The sequence below is a fragment of the Kitasatospora sp. CB01950 genome (genome assembly GCF_001905465.1).
Taxonomy (GTDB): domain Bacteria; phylum Actinomycetota; class Actinomycetes; order Streptomycetales; family Streptomycetaceae; genus Kitasatospora.
The window spans coordinates 717878-738443 of sequence record NZ_LISX01000001.1 but is presented as its reverse complement, the minus strand read 5'-3'; the positions used below and the strand labels follow the sequence as shown (position 1 = coordinate 738443).

The window sequence follows — 20566 nt, the reverse complement described above, 5'->3', positions numbered from 1 at the left end:
CGCAACGGCCTGCGGCGCAACTCCCCCGCAACGGTGAACCCCCCACCTCCCCCTCCGGAGGGAGAAGAGCGCGAAGCCAGGAAGAGCACCACCAGGGGCGCGGGGAACTGCGCGAGTCGGAAGGCACCTCACCGCAAGATCGCGACGCAGGACAACGACCTGCACGTGATCGCGACGTCACGGACGTGGCGTGCGCTTGTCGCGCAGTTCCCCGCGCCCCCGGTGGTGCACCCTGTGCTGTCTCGCCCCCTCTCACTCCCCCGCCGTGACCGTCCCCGCCTCGTACGCGAAGACCACCGCGTGCACCCGGTCCCGCAGCCCCAGCTTCTGCAGCAGGTTGCTGACGTGCGTCTTGACGGTGTGCTCGCTCACCACCAGCTCCCCCGCGATCTCCGCATTGGACATCCCCCGGGCGACCAGCCGCAACGTCTCCAGCTCCCGCGCCGTCAGGGATTCCAGCAGCCGCCTCAGCGGCCGCGACACCGCCGGCGCACCGCCGGCCTTCCGCGCCGTGACCTCGCCGATGACCCGCCGTGTGACGGACGGAGCCAGCAGCGCCTCCCCGGAGTTCACGACCCGGACCGCATGCGCGAGGTCGTCCCGTCGGACGTCCTTGAGCAGGAACCCGCTCGCCCCGGCGTACAGCGCGTCGAAGACGTAGTCGTCGACGTCGAAGGTCGTCAGCATGATGACCTTGCAGCGCGGCAGCTCCGCGCACACCCGCCGCGCCGCCTCCAGCCCGTCCATCACCGGCATGCGGACGTCCAGCAGCAGGACGTCGGGGTCGTGGGCGCGTACGGCGTCGATCGCCTGTTGCCCGTCCCCCGCCTCCGCCACGACCTCGATGTCGGGCTGGGCGTCGAGGATCATCCCGAACCCGGCGCGCACCAGTTCCTGGTCGTCCGCGATCACCACTCGTATGGTCAACTCGTCACCCCTTCTCAGATGTTGAGCGGCAGCACGGCCGCCACCAGATATCCGGGCCCGTCAGTCCGCGGCCCGGCCTCGGCACTGCCGCCACAGGCCGCGGCCCGCTCGCGGATCGAGAGCAGGCCGCGCCCGCCCGACCGTCCGTCGACACCCCCGCCGACCAGGACGGCGCCGGCCCCGACCCCGTCGTCCGCGATCTCCACCTCCAGCGAGCCGCCCCGGACCGCGACGCGCACCACGACCCGCCCGGCCCGGGCGTGCTTGACCACGTTGGTGAGCGCTTCCTGGACGATCCGGTACGCCGCGGCCTGTACCTCCGCGGGTCCGCCCTCCTCGATGCGGGCGTCGACGTCGACGCCCGATTCGCGGACGCGGTCGAGCACCCCGGCGAGCTCGGCCAGTCGCGGCTGGGGGGCGAGCGCGGGCGCCGCCCCATCCTCCTTCAATACGCCCAGCACCCGCCGGAGTTGGACCATCGCGTCGCGCCCGGAGTCGGCGATCGCGTCGAACGCGCGGATCGCCCGGTCGGGGTTGTTGCGCACCACGAGCGGCCCGGCCTCGGCCTGGACGACCATCAGCGAGACGGCGTGGGCGAGGATGTCGTGCATCTCGCGGGCGATCCGGGCGCGTTCCTCGGCGACGGCCCGGGCGGCGTCGCTGGCGGCGCGCAGCCCGGCCTGCCGGGCGCGTTCGGCCTCGACGCCGGCGAGGCGGCGCAACTCCCGTACCAGTGAGCCGAAGACGAAGCTGCCGACGGACACCACCAGGCTGAACATCATGCCGCTGATGGAGCGGGTGCCGACCACGTTGCCGACCACGCTGAGGGTGAGCAGCAGCAGGCGCTGCCAGTCCTTGCCGCGGTCGGCGACGGTGTAGATCGCGACGGCCATGCCGACCTGGATCTGCGGCATCGCGAAGTGCGCCAGCGCGGACAGCGCCGTGGTGGGCAGGGTGCAGATCAGCAGCACCAGCCAGGGGTTGCGACGTCGCCACCACAGCGGCACCGATCCGACCAGGGCCAGCGCGTACTCCCACCAGGTGCCGCCGGGGTGCTCCGGGTCGGAGTACACCCCGGACACCGCGACCCCGACGGCGAGTGCGACCAGCGGCGCGTCCACCGCCCACGGCCGGGCCCTCCCCCAGGCCAGCAGGCCTTCCGTCCATCTCCCCATCCGCATCCGCGCATCCTCTCGCATCGTCGTCCGGCCGCCGCCCGCCCCCGGCCCTCGGAAGCCGGCCGGAACGCCCAGGGGCGCCCCCGACCCTCGGAAGCCGACCGGAACGCCGAGGGGCGCCCCCGGCCGGGAGCGCCCCTGACGATGCCTCACCGAGGAGGCGTCACAGCAGCCGCTTGATCTCTCCGCGCGTCCGGTAGAACCCGCCGGACGCGGACTCCCGGACCTCGGCGACCAGGTAGCGCGCGCCGGCGACCCGGACGTCCTTCGGGAACTGCACCCGCCAGGCCGGGTCGAAGCCGGGCGACACGACCCGCACCCGCAGCCGGCTGCCGTCGGCGACGCACTCCACCTCGACGCCGCTGCCGGCGGCCGCGGTGACGCTGACGGTCTCCAGCACCGCCGACGGCACGACCCGCTCGATGGAGCCGCCGGTCACCTCGGCGGTGGCCGGCAGGGTGCCCTGCTCGGCGGCCTGCACGGCGCCGGGCGTGGCGTCCAGGCAGGCCAGCGAGCCGTCGGTGGTGACGACGTACAGGCGGCCGTCGCGGTACTGCATGCTGTACGCCGAGCCGCAGCCGGTGCCGAGCTTCCACAGCCGGGTGCCGTCGGCGGCGAAGCAGTAGACGGACGAGTGGTTGTCGCCCGCGAACACGTACTCGCCGTCCGGGGAGGCCGCGCAGGAGAACACCGGGGCGTCGCACTTGTACGCGGCGGCCTCGACGCCGTCGGCCTTGCGGAGCCGGTGCACCCAGCCCTGCGTGGTGCCGGCGAACACCTCGTCCTTCTCCTGCCAGCCGAACAGCACCGCGCCCTTGGTGCGGGTGTGCCACTGCTGGTCGCCGCCGCGCTTGGCGTACCGGGCGACGCCCGCCGACCAGCCGTGGTAGACGGAGTCGGCGTCGCAGCGCACCATCCAGCCGGAGCTGCCCTGGGCGTTGCACCGCCACTGGAACTCGTCCTCGTGGTCGACGGTGGTCAGCCCGCCGTTCGCGTCGGCGACGCCGAGCACGCCGTCGTGGATGTCCAGCCAGTAGATGTCGACGTCCTGGGCGATCTCGTACGCCACCCGCGGCACCTTGCCGCCGAGGTCGTACACCTTGCCGTCGTCGCAGCCCGCGTAGATCCACCAGTCGTCGGCGACGATGCACTTGACGCCGTCGGGCAGGCCGAACCGGCCGGTGACCCGGCCGTCCATGGTCAGCGTGTAGACGTCGCCGCTCTCGTTGCCGACCCAGGCGTGCTCCTCGCCGACGTACACCCCGAACGCGGGCGAGCCGGAGCGGAAGCGCCACAGCATCGGCGCCTGGCGGGCGGTGGAGCGGGTCGAGGTGATCTGCCGGCGGGTCACGGACCGGCGCTGGCGCGCCCCCTGGACGGCCGGCGCGTAGCCCTTGCGGACCTTCTCGCCGATCTTCTTGGCGGCCGTGGCGGCGGCCTTCTCGGCGCTCGGGCAGACCGTGGTCTTCGTCGTGCCCGGCTCACCGATCCGCCCGTACCGGATCGTCAACTCCGCGCCCTTGACCGTGACTTCGTAGAACTTGTGGGCGCTGCCCTGGTCCTCGGAGAGTTCCAGGTAGGTCACCTGCGGGTCTGCGGAAACGGTGGCGGACATGGCCGACGCCCCTTTCGGGCACAGAGTTCGGGGGGTGTCGGCGGGGCTCTCGCCGCCTGCCGACACACCTCAATCTAGGCCCCGCCACCGACAGCCACGGCGGCCGGATCAGCCGTTGGACACCTGTACGCCGCCGCTCACCGCGCGGGCGATCAGGACGTGCGGCGCCCCGACGACCGAGGGCACCTTGACGTCGGTGCCGCCGCTGTCGGCGTGCGCCTCCACCTGGTACTGCTCCCCCGCCGGCACCTTCACCATCAGGCCACCGGAGTCGGTGGACATCTCCGCCCGGGTCGGCGCCTCGGCGAACCGGGCCTCCACCCCGCCGGAGACCACCGACAGCTTCACGTTCTTCGACTTCAGCCCGAAGGTGTTGATCCCCCCGGAGGTCACCTTGGCGTCCACGTCGCCCGCCACGTCGTGCAGTTGGATGCCGCCGCTGGTCTGGGTGAGCTTCAGCTTGGTGCCGGCCGGGACGCGCACCTCGTAGCCGATCCCGCAGTTGGAGCAGGAGTACGTCAGCTTCAGTACCCCGTCCTTGAGTTCGTGGCTGCCCTGCGGCTCCTGGTCCCGCCAGGCGCGCTTCTCCAGCACCTGCACCGGGCCGTCGCCGACCTTGACGTCGATCCCGCCGCTGGTCCCGTCGACGACCAACTGGTCGACCTGCCCGGGCACTTCGTACGACACCGTCTTGCGCTGCTGCTCCCCCCAGGGCCCGCAGCCCACCGCCCCGACCACCAGCAGTCCCACGACCGCCGCCGCCCCCATGATCCGCTTCACCGCGGCCTCCTTTCGACAGCCCCAAGTCTTCCGTCCGCGGGGCCCGCGCGCCTCCCTCCACGGAGTGGTTCCGCCGCCTCCGTCGCCAGGGGGATCCCCTAGGTGAAACCGAGGGAATCCCCGGGAACGCCGCAGGGCGGCCACCCCGAGTGGGGTGACCGCCCTGCGGTTCGACCGAAGGATCAGCCGGTGTACGGACCGTAGTCGTAGTCGTCCAGCGGGACGGCCTGACCGGAGCCCGCGCCGAACGGCGACAGGTCGTAGTCGTCGTAGCCGACGGCGGAGTACATCGCGGCCTTGGCCTCTTCGGTCGGCTCGACCCGGATGTTGCGGTAGCGGGGCAGACCCGTACCGGCCGGGATGAGCTTACCGAGGATGACGTTCTCCTTGAGGCCCAGCAGCGGGTCCGACTTGGCGTGGATCGCCGCGTCGGTGAGGACCCGGGTCGTCTCCTGGAAGGAGGCGGCCGACAGCCAGGACTCGGTGGCCAGCGAGGCCTTGGTGATACCCATCAGCTGCGGACGGCCGGAGGCGGGGTGGCCGCCCTCGGACACCACGCGACGGTTCTCCTGCTCGAAGCGGCCGCGCTCGACCAGCTCGCCCGGCAGCAGCTCGGCGTCGCCCGACTCGATGATCGTCACGCGGCGGAGCATCTGCCGGATGATGATCTCGATGTGCTTGTCGTGGATCGACACACCCTGCGAGTTGTAGACCTTCTGGACTTCGGCGACCAGGTGGATCTGGACGGCACGCTGGCCCATGATCCGCAGCACGTCGTGCGGGTTGGTGGCGCCGACGGTCAGCTTCTGGCCGACCTCGACCGCCTCGCCCTCGCTGACGAGCAGCTTGACGCGCTTGGAGACCGGGTAGGCGATCTCGTCCGAGCCGTCGTCGGGGGTGACGACGACCTTGCGGGTCTTCTCGGTGTCCTCGATGCGGACCCGGCCCTGCGCCTCCGAGATCGGGGCGACACCCTTCGGGGTACGCGCCTCGAAGAGCTCGACGACACGCGGCAGACCCTGGGTGATGTCGTCACCGGCCACACCACCGGTGTGGAAGGTACGCATGGTCAGCTGGGTACCGGGCTCACCGATGGACTGGGCGGCGATGATGCCGACCGCCTCACCGATGTCGACCAGCTTGCCGGTGGCCAGCGAGCGGCCGTAGCAGAAGGCACAGGTGCCGACCGCCGACTCACAGGTCAGGATCGAGCGGACCTTGACCGAGCTGACGCCGTTCCGGATCAGCTCGTCCATCAGGACGTCGCCGAGGTCGGTGTTGGCGGTCGCGATCAGCTTGCCGTCGACAGTGATGTCCTCGGCGAGCATGCGGGCGTACACGCTGGTCTCGACGTCGTCGGCCTTGCGCAGCACGCCGTCCGCGCCGACCGAGCCGATCGTCAGCTTGAGGCCGCGCTCGGTGCCGCAGTCCTCCTCGCGGATGATCACGTCCTGCGAGACGTCCACCAGACGACGGGTCAGGTAACCCGAGTCGGCGGTACGCAGCGCGGTGTCGGCCAGACCCTTACGGGCACCGTGGGTGGAGATGAAGTACTCCAGCACGGACAGGCCCTCACGGAACGAGGCCTTGATCGGACGGGCGATGGTCTCGTTCTTCGCGTTCGACACCAGACCACGCATACCGGCGATCTGACGCATCTGCATCATGTTTCCGCGCGCGCCCGAGTCGACCATCATGAAGATGGGGTTCGTCTTCGGGAAGTTCGCGGCCATCGCGTCGGCGACCTCGTTGGTCGCACGGGTCCAGATGCCGATGAGCTCGGACTTGCGCTCGTTGTCGGTGATCAGACCGCGCTCGTACTGGCGCTGGACCTTCTCCGCCTGCGCCTCGTAGCCCTCCAGGATGGCGGGCTTGCTCGGCGGGACGATGACGTCCGAGATCGAGACGGTGACACCGGAACGGGTCGACCAGTGGAAGCCGGACGCCTTCAGGTTGTCGAGCGTCGCGGCGACGACGACCTTCGGGTAGCGCTCGGCGAGGTCGTTGACGATCGCCGACAGCTGCTTCTTGCCGACCTCGTAGTCGACGAACGGGTAGTCCTCGGGCAGCAGCTCGTTGAAGAGCGCGCGGCCCAGGGTGGTGGTGATCCGGAACGGCTCGCCGTCGGTCCACGTCGGCTGACCGTCCTCGTCCACCGGCACGGCCCAGCCGCGCGGCGGCACGGTGCCGGCCGGCATCCGCAGGTCGATCGGGGCCTGGACGTCCAGCTCGCGGGCGTCGAAGGCCATGATCGCCTCGGCGGTCGAGGAGAAGGAACGGCCCTTGCCCTTGACCTCCTCGCGGTCCGAGGTGAGGAAGAACAGGCCCAGCACCATGTCCTGGGTCGGCATGGTGACGGGGCGACCGTCGGCCGGCTTCAGGATGTTGTTCGAGGACAGCATCAGGATGCGGGCCTCGGCCTGCGCCTCCGCGGACAGCGGCAGGTGCACGGCCATCTGGTCGCCGTCGAAGTCCGCGTTGAACGCGGTGCAGACGAGCGGGTGGATCTGGATGGCCTTGCCCTCGACCAGCTGCGGCTCGAAGGCCTGGATGCCGAGGCGGTGCAGGGTGGGCGCACGGTTCAGCAGAACCGGGTGCTCGGCGATGACCTCTTCGAGGACGTCCCACACGACCGGGCGGGCGCGCTCGACCATGCGCTTGGCCGACTTGATGTTCTGCGCGTGGTTCAGGTCGACCAGGCGCTTCATCACGAACGGCTTGAAGAGCTCCAGCGCCATGGCCTTCGGCAGACCGCACTGGTGCAGCTTGAGCTGCGGGCCGACGACGATGACCGAACGGGCCGAGTAGTCGACTCGCTTGCCGAGCAGGTTCTGACGGAAACGACCCTGCTTGCCCTTCAGCATGTCGCTGAGGGACTTCAGCGGGCGGTTGCCCGGGCCGGTGACCGGACGGCCGCGACGGCCGTTGTCGAACAGCGCGTCGACCGCTTCCTGCAGCATGCGCTTCTCGTTGTTCACGATGATCTCGGGCGCGCCGAGGTCGAGAAGCCGCTTCAGGCGGTTGTTGCGGTTGATGACGCGGCGGTACAGGTCGTTCAGGTCGGAGGTGGCGAAGCGGCCACCGTCGAGCTGGACCATCGGACGCAGGTCCGGCGGGATCACCGGGACGCAGTCGAGCACCATGCCCTTGGGCTTGTTGCTGGTCTGCAGGAAGGCGGAGACGACCTTGAGGCGCTTGAGCGCACGGGTCTTCTTCTGGCCCTTGCCGGTACGGATGATCTCGCGGAGGCGCTCGGCCTCCTCGCCCAGGTCGAAGGACTCCAGGCGGTCCTTGAGGGCCGCCGCGCCCATCGAGCCGGAGAAGTAGGTGCCGAAGCGGTCGCGCAGCTCGCGGTAGAGCAGCTCGTCGCCCTCGAGGTCCTGGACCTTGAGGTTCTTGAAGCGGGCCCACACCTCGTCCAGGCGGTCGATCTCGCGCTGGGTGCGGTCGCGGAGCTGCTTCATCTCGCGCTCGGCGCCCTCGCGGACCTTGCGGCGGACGTCCGCCTTGGCGCCCTCGGCCTCGAGCTCGGCCAGGTCGGACTCGGCCTTCTTGGCCCGGGCCTCGAGGTCGGAGTCGCGGCGGTTCTCGATCTGCTGGCGCTCGACCGAGACGTGCGCCTCCAGGGAGGGGAGGTCGCGCTGACGGCGCTCGTCGTCCACCCAGGTGATCATGTAGGCGGCGAAGTAGATGACCTTCTCGAGGTCCTTCGGCGCCAGGTCGAGCAGGTAGCCCAGACGCGACGGGACACCCTTGAAGTACCAGATGTGGGTGACCGGGGCGGCGAGCTCGATGTGGCCCATCCGCTCACGGCGCACCTTGGCGCGGGTCACCTCGACGCCGCAGCGCTCACAGATGATGCCCTTGAAGCGGACGCGCTTGTACTTACCGCAGTAGCACTCCCAGTCCCGGGTGGGACCGAAGATCTTCTCGCAGAAAAGGCCATCCTTTTCCGGCTTCAGCGTGCGGTAGTTGATGGTCTCCGGCTTCTTCACCTCGCCGTGCGACCACTGGCGGATGTCGTCGGCGGTGGCCAGTCCGATGCGGAGCTCGTCGAAGAAGTTGACGTCAAGCACTGGTCGTCAAGCCCTCTTTCGTGATTCGAGAGTCTGTCTGTTGGTCTGAGGGGGGCCTGGGGGCGGACCGACCGGGCTGCGCTTGTTCAGGCAGCCCGGCCGGCCCGACCTCCGTCAGACCTCTTCGACGCTGCTCGGCTCGCGCCGGGACAGGTCAATGCCGAGCTCCTCGGCGGCGCGGAACACGTCCTCGTCGCTGTCGCGCATCTCGATGGACTGGCCGTCCGAGGACAGCACCTCCACGTTGAGGCAGAGCGACTGCATTTCCTTGATGAGGACCTTGAAGGACTCGGGAATGCCGGGCTCGGGGATGTTCTCGCCCTTGACGATGGCCTCGTAGACCTTCACACGGCCGAGGACGTCGTCGGACTTGATGGTGAGCAGCTCCTGCAGCGCGTACGCGGCGCCGTATGCCTCAAGGGCCCACACCTCCATCTCACCGAAGCGCTGACCACCGAACTGCGCCTTACCACCGAGCGGCTGCTGGGTGATCATCGAGTACGGGCCGGTCGAACGGGCGTGCAGCTTGTCGTCGACCAGGTGGTGCAGCTTGAGGATGTACATGTAGCCGACCGAGACCGGCATCGGGAACGGCTCGCCGGAGCGGCCGTCGAACAGCCGGGCCTTGCCGGTGGAGTTCACCAGGCGCTCACCGTCACGGGTGAGGGTGGTGTTGTCCAGCAGGCCGGTGATCTCGTCCTCGCGGGCGCCGTCGAACACCGGGGTGGCGAGGTTGGTGCCGCCCTCGACGGTGTCCGCGCCGATCACCTGCAGGCGCTTGGCCCACTCGTCGGCGAGGCCGGAGACGTCCCAGCCCTGCTTGGCGAGCCAGCCCAGGTGAATCTCCAGGACCTGTCCCGGGTTCATTCGGGACGGGACACCCAGCGGGTTCAGGATGATGTCGACCGGGGTGCCGTCCTCCAGGAACGGCATGTCCTCGACCGGCAGGATCTTGGAGATGACACCCTTGTTGCCGTGACGGCCGGCCAGCTTGTCACCGTTGGTGATCTTGCGCTTCTGGGCGACGTAGACGCGGACCAGCTGGTTCACGCCCGGGGGAAGCTCGTCCCCCTCCTCGCGGTCGAAGACGCGGACGCCGATGACCTTGCCGGACTCGCCGTGCGGCACCTTCAGCGAGGTGTCGCGGACCTCACGAGCCTTCTCACCGAAGATCGCGCGGAGCAGGCGCTCCTCCGGGGTCAGCTCGGTCTCACCCTTCGGGGTGACCTTGCCGACCAGGATGTCGCCGGTGACGACGTCGGCGCCGATCCGGATGATGCCGCGCTCGTCGAGGTCGGCGAGGACCTCCTCGGAGACGTTCGGGATGTCCCGGGTGATCTCCTCGGGGCCCAGCTTGGTGTCACGGGCGTCGACCTCGTGCTCCTCGATGTGGATCGAGGAGAGGACGTCGTCCTGCACGAGGCGCTGCGACAGGATGATCGCGTCCTCGTAGTTGTGACCCTCCCAGGACATGAACGCGACCAGGAGGTTCTTGCCGAGGGCCATCTCGCCCTCGTCGGTGCACGGGCCGTCGGCCAGCACCTGGTTGACCTCGACCCGGGCGCCCTCGTCCACGAGCACCTTCTGGTTGAAGGAGGTGCCCTGGTTGGAGCGGGTGAACTTGGCGGCACGGTACGTGTTGTAGGTGCCGTCGTCGTTCGCCACGGTGACGTAGTCGGCGGAGACCTCCTGGACCACGCCGGCCTTCTCGGCGGTGATCACGTCGGCGGCGTCGACCGCACAGCGGTACTCCATGCCGGTGCCGACCAGCGGGGCCTCGCTCTTCAGCAGCGGCACCGCCTGGCGCATCATGTTCGAGCCCATGAGCGCGCGGTTGGCGTCGTCGTGCTCGAGGAACGGGATCATGGCGGTCGCGACCGACACCATCTGGCGCGGCGAGACGTCCATGTAGTCGATCTCGGTGCCGGGGATGTAGTCGATCTCGCCGCCACGGCGGCGGACCAGGACACGCGGCTCGGCGAAGGTCAGCTCCGCGGTCAGCGGGGCGTTGGCCTGCGCGATGACGTAGCGGTCCTCCTCGTCGGCGGTCAGGTAGTCCACGGCCTCGGTGACGACACCGTCGACGACCTTGCGGTACGGGGTCTCGATGAAACCGAACGCGTTGACCCGGCCGTACGAGGCCAGCGAGCCGATCAGACCGATGTTCGGGCCTTCAGGAGTCTCGATCGGACACATGCGGCCGTAGTGCGAGGGGTGCACGTCTCGGACCTCGAAGCCGGCCCGCTCACGGGACAGACCACCGGGGCCGAGCGCGGACAGACGACGCTTGTGGGTCAGGCCCGACAGCGGGTTCGTCTGGTCCATGAACTGCGACAGCTGGCTGGTGCCGAAGAACTCCTTGATGGAGGCGACGACCGGCCGGATGTTGATCAGGGTCTGCGGCGTGATCGCCTCGACGTCCTGGGTGGTCATGCGCTCGCGGACCACTCGCTCCATGCGGGCGAGGCCGGTGCGGACCTGGTTCTGGATCAGCTCGCCGACGTTGCGGAGGCGACGGTTGCCGAAGTGGTCGATGTCGTCGACCTCGATGACAATGTCGCGGCCTTCGCCGTCACGCCACTCGGTCTCGCCGGCGTGCAGCTTCACCAGGTACTTGATCGTCCCGATGATGTCCGGCTCGGTGAGCACACCGGAGTCGAGCGACTCGGCGTTGCCCAGCTTGCGGTTCACCTTGTAGCGGCCGACCTTCGCCAGGTCGTAGCGCTTCGGGTTGAAGTACAGGTTCTCCAGCAGCGTCTGCGCGGCCTCACGCGTGGGCGGTTCGCCCGGGCGCAGCTTGCGGTAGATGTCCAGGAGCGCGTCGTCCTGGCCCTGGGTGTGGTCCTTCTCCAGGGTGGCGCGCATCGACTCGTACTCGCCGAACTCCTCGAGAATCATCTCGTTGGTCCAGCCGAGAGCCTTCAGCAGCACGGTGACCGACTGCTTGCGCTTGCGGTCGATGCGGACACCGACCATGTCGCGCTTGTCGATCTCCATCTCCAGCCAGGCACCGCGGGAGGGGATGATCTTGGCGGAGAAGATGTCCTTGTCGGAGACCTTGTCCAGGGTGGAGTCGAAGTAGACACCGGGGGAACGCACCAGCTGGGACACGACGACACGCTCGGTGCCGTTGATGATGAACGTGCCCTTGTTGGTCATGAGCGGGAAATCGCCCATGAACACGGTCTGGGACTTGATCTCACCGGTCTCGTTGTTGGTGAACTCCGCGGTGACGAAGAGCGGGGCCGCGAAGGTGAAGTCGCGGTCCTTGCACTCATCGATGGAGTTCTTCGGCGGCTCGAAACGGTGGTCCCGGAAGGTCAGGGACATCGACCCGCTGAAGTCCTCGATCGGGGAGATCTCCTCGAAGATCTCCTCCAGACCGGACTTCGTGGGGACGTCCTGACCACTCTCCAGGGCAGCCTCGACCCGGGACTTCCAGGCCGCATTGCCGAGCAGCCAGTCAAAGCTCTCGGTCTGCAGGGCCAGGAGGTTCGGGACCTCGAGGGGCTCCTTGATCTTCGCGAACGAGACGCGGAGCGGGGCGGTGGATGCGGAATTGTTCGAGGCGTTGCGCGGCGCGGCCAAGAGGGGGGTCCTTCCGAGGGCTCGGAGCTCACTACGCGCGTACCGTCCGGGCCTTGGCCGAGGCGGAAAACCCCAGGTCAGGACAGGGGCCACTCCGGGCGACGAGTCACGGAGCAGCTAATAGGCAGCGCAAAGGGACAGTGTAGCCAATGGCGACACTGCTAGCAAGCCCTGATTCGGAGACCGAATCGGACGCTCCTCCCGTACAACCGACAACCCGGGCAGTGATCCCTCACCGGCCGGGCCGTCTCACCCACTCCTGCGTCACCGGGGAACCTTCCCAGTGCCGCCGCCGAATATGCATCGGAGGCGGTTCCGCTTGGACACGCGCCTTGAGAATCGCGCGCCGCGTGCTGTTCGTCAAGGCCCCCACCAGGGTGTGGACCTCGTACTGCTCATCGTCCCAACCACTCACGGCGTTACACACGGCCTGTGACGGGGTCGCGACGACAGCGATCACCCTACCTCCGGACACCGACAGGATCCGAGTCCGCTGCGGGCCGAACGAAGGCAGAAAAAAGCAGGCCGGGCCGGCCACCCCGAAGGGTGGCCGGCCCGGCCGGAAGAGCACCTCTCAGAGAGAGGGGAAAGTCACTTGACGGTGACCTTGGCGCCAGCGCCCTCGAGCTGAGCCTTCGCCTTCTCGGCGACGTCCTTGGCAACCTTCTCCAGGACCTTGGCACCAGCGGTGTCAACGAGGTCCTTGGCCTCCTTCAGGCCGAGGGAGGTCAGGGCGCGCACCTCCTTGATGACCTGGATCTTCTTGTCGCCGGCACCCTCGAGGATGACGTCGAACTCGTCCTGCTCCTCAACGGCCTCGGCGGCGGCAGCGCCACCGGCGGCGGCTGCAATGGCGACCGGGGCGGCGGCGGTGACGTCGAACTTGTCCTCGAACGCCTTGACGAACTCGGAGAGCTCGATCAGGGTCATGCCCTCGAACTCGGCAAGCAGTTCGTCGGTGCTGAGCTTCGCCATGATTGGCGTCCTTCCACTAATTCGGCAGGTGCCGGATGTACGGGTTGGCGGGCGTACTGACGGGCCCGCTGGGACGGGGAGTGGTTACTCCGCGTCCTCGGCGGGAGCCGGAGTACCGGCACCGCCCTGCTCGACCTTCTCGCGCAGCGCTTCCACGGTGCGAACGAGCTTGGACGGGAGCGCCTGGAAGACCGCAGCAGCCTGGGACGGCTTGGCCTTCATCGCACCCGCCAGCTTGGCGAGCAGCACCTCGCGGGACTCGAGGTCCGCGAGCTTCTTGATCTCATCGGCGGACAGCGCCTTACCGTCAAGGACACCGCCCTTGATGATGAGAGCAGGGTTCTCCTTGGCGAAGTCACGCAGAGCCTTCGCCGACTCCACCGGGTCACCGGTGACGAAGGCGACAGCCGTCGGGCCGGCGAACAGGTCGTCCAGCTCGGAGATCCCGGCCTCGTTGGCCGCGATCTTGGTCAGCGTGTTCTTCACCACGGCGTAATCGGCGTTGCCGGTGAGCGAGCGACGCAGCGTCTTGAGCTGCTTCACCGTGAGACCGCGGTACTCGGTCAGAACGGCGGCGCTGGAAGCACGGAACTTGTCCGTGATCTCGGCGACGTCGGCAGCCTTGTCGGGCCTGGCCATAGGCTTACGCCTCCTTCCGTGATGTCGAAGTCGGGCCGACCTTCGAAAAGTCGACCATTCAACGCCGCGGACCCCCGGAAGCTGAAAAAAGCCCCGGCGCGCAGGCGCACGGGGCTTGCATGACCTCGACGAACCGGAAACGGCTCGGAGATCCTGTCTGCTCCACAACCTGCGCGGGCGACCCGCACGAGGCGGATCCTTCGGCACCACCCACCCTCTCGGGCACATGGCGACAACCAGCGGTCTTTGGCTCGGCCAGCCTATCGGTCCGTGCCGATTTCCCCAAATCGGCTCCGGGCAAACGCTACGGGAAGGGCGGCGCGGTGGCACCGGACTCCGGCACGGTGTCCGCCTCGGCGGGGGCCTGCACCGAGATCGCGGAGCTGCCGAACTCGCTGTAGCCGATGGTGTCCACCTCGGCGGCGGCCCGCCGCAGCTGGACCAGCTGGTCGCGGTCGTTGAGCCACAGATCGAGCACCACGTCGCCGGGACCGAGCGCGGCCTCCAGGGCCTGCCGCCGCCCCTGGTCGAGCTGGGTCTGCGCGGCGGCGTACCGGTCGGCGGTCAGGGTGACCCGGTAGTGCTGGACGGTGACGTCCAGCAGCTTCTCCTCGCCGACCAGCACCGGGTCGTCGGCGGCGGCCGCGGCCGCGGTGGCGATCACCGGGCTGATCCGGTCGATCAGCGCCGAGTAGGGGCTGCGGCTCCCGGTGTACTTCTCCCAGTGCAGGCCGCCGAGCCGGGCGGCCGTCCCCGGGTCGCCGCCCACATAGGCGGAGGTGTCCATCACCATCAGCCGCCGGGTGTCGGCGTCGCCCCGGTACTGCAGCACCGTCTTGGGCGCCCAGAACAGCGCGCCCTTGGCCCGATCCTCCCCCAGGGTGGCCCGGAACTCGGACCGCCTGGCCTCGTGCAGCGCCAGCTGGGCGGAGAGCAGCACCCCGTGCGGGGAGCGGTCGGTGGGCGTGGCCTGCACGCCGGACGGAGACGGGGTGGCCGGCCGGGCGCTGTCGCCGTCCGCCCCGGAGCCGGTGCAGCCGCTCGCCGCAGCCAGCAGCAGGGTGGCCGCCAGCAGGGCCGCCGCCGTACGTACGCGTGCCGCCATCGGTCCCTCCTTCCGGCCGTCCGTTCCGCTCCCCCACCTTGTCACGCGTCCCGTCCGGCCCGGCAGCTGCCCCGGGCCGGACGGGACCGGGATCACTGCTTCAGCAGATCGGCCAGCGAGAAGACCTCGGAGTCGGCCGGGGCCTTGGTCGGCTGGACGGAGCCGAGGGAGCCGTAGAGGATCTTGGCGGCGCCGGTCGACAGGCCGGTGCTGGACTGCTGGACGACCTCGCCCTTGGCGTTGATCCAGAACTCGGTGGTGACGGTCGAGCCCTTCTTCTTCAGCTCGGCCAGCACCTGGGTCTTCAGCTCCGCGGCCAGCTGCATCTTCTCGACCAGCGCGTCCACCGGGACGTCGCTGCGGTAGTGCGTGGTGCTCTGGCCCGCCACCGACTCGGTGCCGGCCTCGGTCGCGGTCGGCGCGGCGACGGCCAGCTGCACGGCAGGGTCCATCAGCTCCATGGTGGTCGCGAAGCCGCCCGCGTCGCTGCCGCCCGGGGCGCCCTGGGCGGCGGCCTTCGGGTCGATCTTCATCCAGGTCTTGCCGCCAGCCGCCTCGGCCATGTCGGCGCCGACGCCGACGTACATCACGTCGCCGACGAAGAGGACCTTGGCGTCCTCGCCGTCGGACTTGGTGTTGAGCAGGAAGGACTTCGGGGCCTTCCAGACGAACTCGCCGGTGCCCTCGGTACCGCCGCTGACGGTGAGCTTGGCGCTGCCGGCCTTCTCCATCACGGCGGCCGAGGCGAGCAGCGCCTCCTTGGCGCCGAGCTTGGCACCGCCCTTGCTGCCCGAGCCGTCCGTACTGGCCGCGCCGGACGCGGCGGCGGAGGCGCCGGTGCTCGGCTTGCCGTCCGCGGTGGTGCTGCTCGATCCGGAGCTGCTGCAGGCGGTCAACAGGCCGGCCGCCAGGCAGGCCACGGCAACGGTACGCAGTGCACGCACGAGAGTCCCCCTCTTATCCGATTCTCATGTCGAAAGGCCATCGGACTCTATCCGATGGCCTTTCGGCACGCGCCGGACAAAAGGCACCGGGCCCGCACCCCAAGAGGGGTGCGGGCCCGGCGAGTTGACCGCGTGGGGAACTGACCTGGGGTCAGACCGCCGCCGGGTCCTCCTCGACGAGGAGGTTGCGGGTGCGGTTCGGGTCCACCTGGATGCCGGGGCCCATGGTGGTGGAGAAGGCGATCTTCTTCAGGTAACGGCCCTTGGCGGCGGCCGGCTTGGCCCGCAGGATCTCGTCCAGCGCCGCGGCGTAGTTCTCGACCAGCTGCTCGTCCGAGAACGAGGCCTTGCCGATGATCAGGTGCAGGTTCGAGTGCTTGTCGACGCGGAACTCGATCTTGCCGCCCTTGATCTCGTTGACGGCCTTGGCGACGTCCGGGGTCACGGTGCCGGTCTTCGGGTTCGGCATCAGGCCACGGGGACCGAGCACGCGGCCCAGGCGGCCGACCTTGCCCATGAGGTCCGGGGTGGCGACGACGGCGTCGAAGTCCAGGCGACCCTTGGCGACCTCGTCGATCAGCTCGTCCGAGCCGACGATGTCGGCACCCGCAGCACGCGCGGCCTCGGCACGCTCACCGTTCGCGAAGACCAGGACCCGGGCGGTCTTACCGGTGCCGTGCGGGAGGATGACGGTGCTGCGGACCATCTGGTCGGCCTTGCGCGGGTCGACGCCCAGACGCATGGCGACCTCGACGGTGCCGTCGAACTTGGTGACGGAGGTCGCCTTGGCGAGGCGGACGGCCTCGAGGGGGGCGTAGATCCGGGCGCGGTCGACCTGGGCGTCCGCGGCCTTGAGGGCCTTGCTGCGCTTCACTGCTGCTCCTAGTAACTAATGGAGTTCGTGGTATTCACGGGCCGCGCTGGCCCTACCACGGTGGACGTACGGGCTGGTCAGCCCTCGACGGTGATGCCCATCGACCGGGCGGTGCCGGCGATGATCTTCTCCGCGGCGTCCAGGTCGTTGGCGTTCAGGTCGGGCATCTTGGTGGTGGCGATGTCGCGCACCTGGGCCGAGGTCAGCTTGGCGACCTTGGTCTTGTGCGGCTCGCTGGAGCCCTTGTCGATGCCCGCGGCCTTCAGGATGAGGCGCGCAGCCGGCGGGGTCTTCGTGACGAAGGTGAAGGAACGGTCGTCGTAGACCGTGATCTCCACCGGCACGATCATGCCGCGCTGCGACTCGGTGGCCGCGTTGTACGCCTTGCAGAATTCCATGATGTTGACGCCGTGCTGGCCGAGCGCGGGGCCGACCGGCGGGGCCGGGTTGGCCGCACCGGCGTTGATCTGGAGCTTGATAAGCCCCGTGACCTTCTTCTTCTTGGGAGGCATGTCTCTCCGGGTCCTTCCGAGAGGTGGTTACTGAGCTACCCGGCGCCGGGGCGAAACCCGACTGCCAGGACAGACATCGGACCAGGCTAACCGCTGATGCGGTGCTGGACCAAAACGGTGCCGGGGCGAAGGCTCTCGCCCCGCCCCGGCACCGGAGACCTGTGGGTCAGTTCTTCTGGATCTGGTCGAAGGAGAGCTCGACCGGGGTCTCCCGGCCGAAGATCTCCACCAGGCCCTTGACCTTCTTCGAGTCGGGGTTGATCTCGTTGATGGTCGCCTGCAGGGTGGCGAACGGACCGTCGGTGACGGTGACGGAGTCGCCGACCTCGAAGTCCAGCACCTGCACCTCGACCGGGCGCACCGGCGAGGCCTTGCCGGCCTCCTTGGCGGCAGCGCGCTCGACGTCGGGGGCGAGCATCTTGACGACCTCGTCCAGGGTCAGCGGGTACGGGTCGTAGGCGTTGCCGACGAAGCCGGTGACACCGGGGGTGTTGCGCACGACGCCCCAGGACTCCGGGGTGAGGTCCATGCGGACCAGCACGTAGCCGGGGAGCTTGTTCTGCCGGATGGTCTTGCGGTCGCCGTTCTTGATCTGGACGACCTCCTCCTGCGGAACCTGGGACTCGAAGATGTAGTCCTCGACGTTCAGCGAGACGGAGCGCTGCTCCAGGTTCTGCTTCACGCGGTTCTCGTAGCCGGCGTAGGTGTGGATGACGTACCACTCGCCGGGGGCGCGACGGAGCTGCTCGCGGAACTCGGCGACGGGGTCGGACTCGACCTCCTCGACCTCGGCGGCCTCTTCGGCGACCTCGACGGTCTCGTCGGCGGTCTCTTCGGCGGTCTCGTCGTCCACCTCGTGCACGGCCTCGACCTCGGCCGACTCGCCCGCCTCGACCTCGTCGGCGACCTCGACCTCGTCCTCGTCGCTGTCCGCGCCGGTGACGATCTCCTCGGCGGACTCGGCTTCGGCAGCCTCGGCCGCGTCCAGCTCGGCGGCGACATCCGCCTCGCGGACGGTCTCGTCGGCGTCGTACAGGGGGGACTCAGACACGGTCGCTGCTTCTTTCCTGGTTGTGGAACGGATACCTCAACAGTACCGACTCAACGGTAGTCGCCCACGGCCGTTCGCGCCGACAGCTCGACCCGGGCCGAGGAGTTCGGCCCGGGTCGGGGTGGAGTATCGGTGCGGGTTCCGCGGGGATCCCGGTTTCGGTCGGACTGATCGGGCGTCAGCCGAAGAGCCAGAAGGCTCCCTTGGCGAAGACCCAGTCGAGACCGGCGACCAGCAGCATCAGCACGATCACGAAGACCACCACGACGGTGGTGTACTGGATCAGCTGACTGCGGGTGGGCCAGACGACCTTGCGCAGTTCGGCGATGATCTGGCGGTAGAAGATGCCCATGCGGGCGAACGGGCCCTTCTTGGCCCGCTTGCCGGACTTCTTGCCACCCTCGTCGCCGGACGCCTTGTTGGCACGCCGACGCTCACGCCGGGACAGCTTGCCGTCCGCGGTGGTCTCGTCCGCCGCGTCGGCCCCCTCGGGGTTGCCGCTCTCAGGCGTTGCGGTGGAGCCCGTGGTCTCCGTCACTCGTCCTCACCTGAATCCGGGTCCTGCGGAGCTACCGTGCCTGGTGCACGGGCGATCCGGCGAAAGCAGTGCTGGGCGGGGCCCTCTCCGCATCAAGCCCGCTCGCTCTTCGGAGCGAACGGGCTTGGAACGAATCGAGCTGCAGGGCACGAGGGACTCGAACCCCCAACCGCCGGTTTTGGAGACCGGTGCTCTACCAATTGAGCTAGTGCCCTTCGGAACCTTGCGGCTCCGTCGTTGGCCCCAACCTACCGTATCCACCCGGCCGTGTGGTGTACCCGGCCGAAGGATCCGCACTTGGGAGCCATCGAGCAGTGAGTGTACGGGTTCTTCGCCGATTGGTCGAACCTCATTCACCGCGATCCGCCCGACGGGCTCACCCGGCCGGCGGCGGGAGCTCACCCGTTCGGCCGCGGCGTACGGATGATGGAACGCGCCGGTACGCATGGTGGAACCGCGATGCCCGCCGCCTGTGCGGTCTGGGACCATGCAAGACATGAGCGCACCCACCCCCGAGAACGTCTCCCCCGCGAACCGCCGGGTCTCCGCCCGGGTCGGCGCCATCGCCGAGTCGGCCACCCTCGCGGTCGACGCCAAGGCCAAGGCCCTCAAGGCGGCCGGCCGTCCGGTGATCGGCTTCGGCGCCGGCGAGCCCGACTTCCCGACCCCCGGCTACATCGTCGACGCGGCCGTCGCCGCCTGCCAGGACCCGGCGAACCACCGCTACACCCCGGCCGGCGGCCTGCCGGAGCTGAAGGCCGCGATCGCCGCCAAGACGCTGCGCGACTCCGGCTACCAGGTGGACGCCTCGCAGGTGCTGGTGACCAACGGCGGCAAGCAGGCGATCTACAACGCCTTCGCCGCGATCCTCGACCCGAACGACGAGGTGATCATCCCGGCCCCGTACTGGACCACCTACCCGGAGGCCGTGAAGCTCGCCGGCGGCACCCCGGTCGAGGTCGTCGCGGACGAGACCAGCGGCTACAAGGTCTCGGTGGAGCAGCTGGAGGCCGCGCGCACCGAGAACACCAAGGTGGTGCTGTTCGTCTCGCCGTCCAACCCGACCGGCGCGGTGTACACCGAGGCCGAGGCCGAGGCGATCGGCCGCTGGGCGCTGGAGCACAACCTGTGGGTGCTCACCGACGAGATCTATGAGCACCTGGTCTACGGCGACACGACCTTCACCTCGCTGCCGGCCCTGCTGCCCGAGCTGGCCGACAAGTGCATCGTGGTCAACGGCGTGGCGAAGACCTACGCCATGACCGGCTGGCGGGTGGGCTGGATGATCGGCCCGAAGGACGTGGTGGCCGCCGCCGCCAACCTGCAGTCGCACGCCACCTCGAACGTCTCCAACGTGGCGCAGCGCGCCGCGCTGGCGGCGGTGGCCGGCGACCTGTCCGCGGTGGACGAGATGAAGACCGCGTTCGACCGTCGCCGCCGCACCGTCGTGGCGATGCTGAACGAGATCGAGGGCGTGTACTGTCCCGAGCCGCAGGGCGCGTTCTACGCCTACCCGTCCGTCAAGTCGCTGCTGGGCAAGGAGATCCGCGGCAAGCGCCCGCAGACCTCCGCCGAGCTGGCCGCGCTGATCCTGGACGAGGCCGAGGTCGCGGTCGTCCCCGGCGAGGCCTTCGGCACCCCGGGCTACCTGCGGCTGTCGTACGCGCTGGGCGACGCCGATCTGGTCGAGGGCGTCAGCCGGATGCAGAAGCTGCTGGGCGAGGCCCGCGCCTGACCTTCCGGGCTCCTGCCGCCCCTCGCACC

General features: G+C 69.2%; 15 protein-coding genes and 1 tRNA gene. 1 reads left to right on the top strand and 15 read right to left on the bottom strand.

Translation table 11 applies throughout. The features are described 5' to 3' along the window. Window positions 1–252 precede the first annotated feature (252 nt). From AMK19_RS03440 to AMK19_RS03370, 15 genes are all read right to left on the bottom strand, one after another. Window positions 253–927 carry a response regulator gene (locus tag AMK19_RS03440; protein WP_073807909.1) on the bottom strand — a complete coding sequence of 225 codons (675 nt, stop codon included), beginning with the start codon at window positions 925–927 and terminating at the stop codon, window positions 253–255. Window positions 928–941: 14 nt separating this feature from the next. Then, the gene (locus tag AMK19_RS03435) at window positions 942–2108 is read right to left on the bottom strand and encodes a sensor histidine kinase (RefSeq protein WP_073807907.1); all 1167 of its coding nucleotides are present in this window, start codon (window positions 2106–2108) and stop codon (window positions 942–944) included. Window positions 2109–2268: 160 nt separating this feature from the next. Beyond that, the gene (locus AMK19_RS03430; protein WP_073807905.1) at window positions 2269–3720 is read right to left on the bottom strand and encodes a WGR domain-containing protein; all 1452 of its coding nucleotides are present in this window, start codon (window positions 3718–3720) and stop codon (window positions 2269–2271) included. 108 nt (window positions 3721–3828) lie between these two features. Next, window positions 3829–4500: a DUF4097 family beta strand repeat-containing protein gene (locus tag AMK19_RS03425; protein ID WP_073807903.1), complete on the bottom strand. Its 672-nt coding sequence runs from the start codon at window positions 4498–4500 to the stop codon at window positions 3829–3831. Between the two features lie 182 nt (window positions 4501–4682). Further along, the gene (locus tag AMK19_RS03420; protein WP_073807901.1) at window positions 4683–8576 is read right to left on the bottom strand and encodes a DNA-directed RNA polymerase subunit beta'; all 3894 of its coding nucleotides are present in this window, start codon (window positions 8574–8576) and stop codon (window positions 4683–4685) included. A gap of 114 nt (window positions 8577–8690) precedes the next feature. After that, window positions 8691–12164, bottom strand: a complete 3474-nt coding sequence (gene rpoB / locus AMK19_RS03415; protein WP_073807899.1) for a DNA-directed RNA polymerase subunit beta — start codon at window positions 12162–12164, stop codon at window positions 8691–8693. Window positions 12165–12755: 591 nt separating this feature from the next. Then, entirely contained in the window at window positions 12756–13139 is a 384-nt protein-coding gene (gene rplL, locus AMK19_RS03410; RefSeq protein ID WP_073807897.1) for a 50S ribosomal protein L7/L12, read from the bottom strand. An 84-nt stretch (window positions 13140–13223) separates the two neighbouring features. Further along, window positions 13224–13778: a 50S ribosomal protein L10 gene (gene rplJ, locus AMK19_RS03405; RefSeq protein WP_073807895.1), complete on the bottom strand. Its 555-nt coding sequence runs from the start codon at window positions 13776–13778 to the stop codon at window positions 13224–13226. A gap of 304 nt (window positions 13779–14082) precedes the next feature. Further along, window positions 14083–14883 carry a hypothetical protein gene (locus AMK19_RS03400; protein ID WP_073807893.1) on the bottom strand — a complete coding sequence of 267 codons (801 nt, stop codon included), beginning with the start codon at window positions 14881–14883 and terminating at the stop codon, window positions 14083–14085. A 92-nt stretch (window positions 14884–14975) separates the two neighbouring features. Beyond that, on the bottom strand, window positions 14976–15827 hold the full coding sequence (locus tag AMK19_RS03395; protein WP_143200022.1) for a hypothetical protein: 852 nt from the start codon (window positions 15825–15827) through the stop codon (window positions 14976–14978). Window positions 15828–15978: 151 nt separating this feature from the next. Further along, window positions 15979–16701 carry a 50S ribosomal protein L1 gene (gene rplA, locus AMK19_RS03390; RefSeq protein ID WP_073807889.1) on the bottom strand — a complete coding sequence of 241 codons (723 nt, stop codon included), beginning with the start codon at window positions 16699–16701 and terminating at the stop codon, window positions 15979–15981. A gap of 77 nt (window positions 16702–16778) precedes the next feature. After that, window positions 16779–17213 (bottom strand): 50S ribosomal protein L11, encoded by a 435-nt coding sequence (rplK, locus tag AMK19_RS03385; protein ID WP_073807887.1) that lies wholly within the window; start codon window positions 17211–17213, stop codon window positions 16779–16781. A gap of 166 nt (window positions 17214–17379) precedes the next feature. Beyond that, entirely contained in the window at window positions 17380–18264 is an 885-nt protein-coding gene (nusG, locus tag AMK19_RS03380) for a transcription termination/antitermination protein NusG (protein WP_073807886.1), read from the bottom strand. A 178-nt stretch (window positions 18265–18442) separates the two neighbouring features. Continuing rightward, on the bottom strand, window positions 18443–18802 hold the full coding sequence (gene secE / locus AMK19_RS03375) for a preprotein translocase subunit SecE (protein ID WP_073807884.1): 360 nt from the start codon (window positions 18800–18802) through the stop codon (window positions 18443–18445). Between the two features lie 142 nt (window positions 18803–18944). Beyond that, window positions 18945–19017: transfer RNA gene (locus tag AMK19_RS03370), tRNA-Trp, on the bottom strand. 281 nt (window positions 19018–19298) lie between these two features. Here AMK19_RS03370 and AMK19_RS03365 point away from each other — a divergent pair. Next, entirely contained in the window at window positions 19299–20537 is a 1239-nt protein-coding gene (locus tag AMK19_RS03365; protein ID WP_073807882.1) for a pyridoxal phosphate-dependent aminotransferase, read from the top strand. Window positions 20538–20566 lie beyond the last annotated feature (29 nt).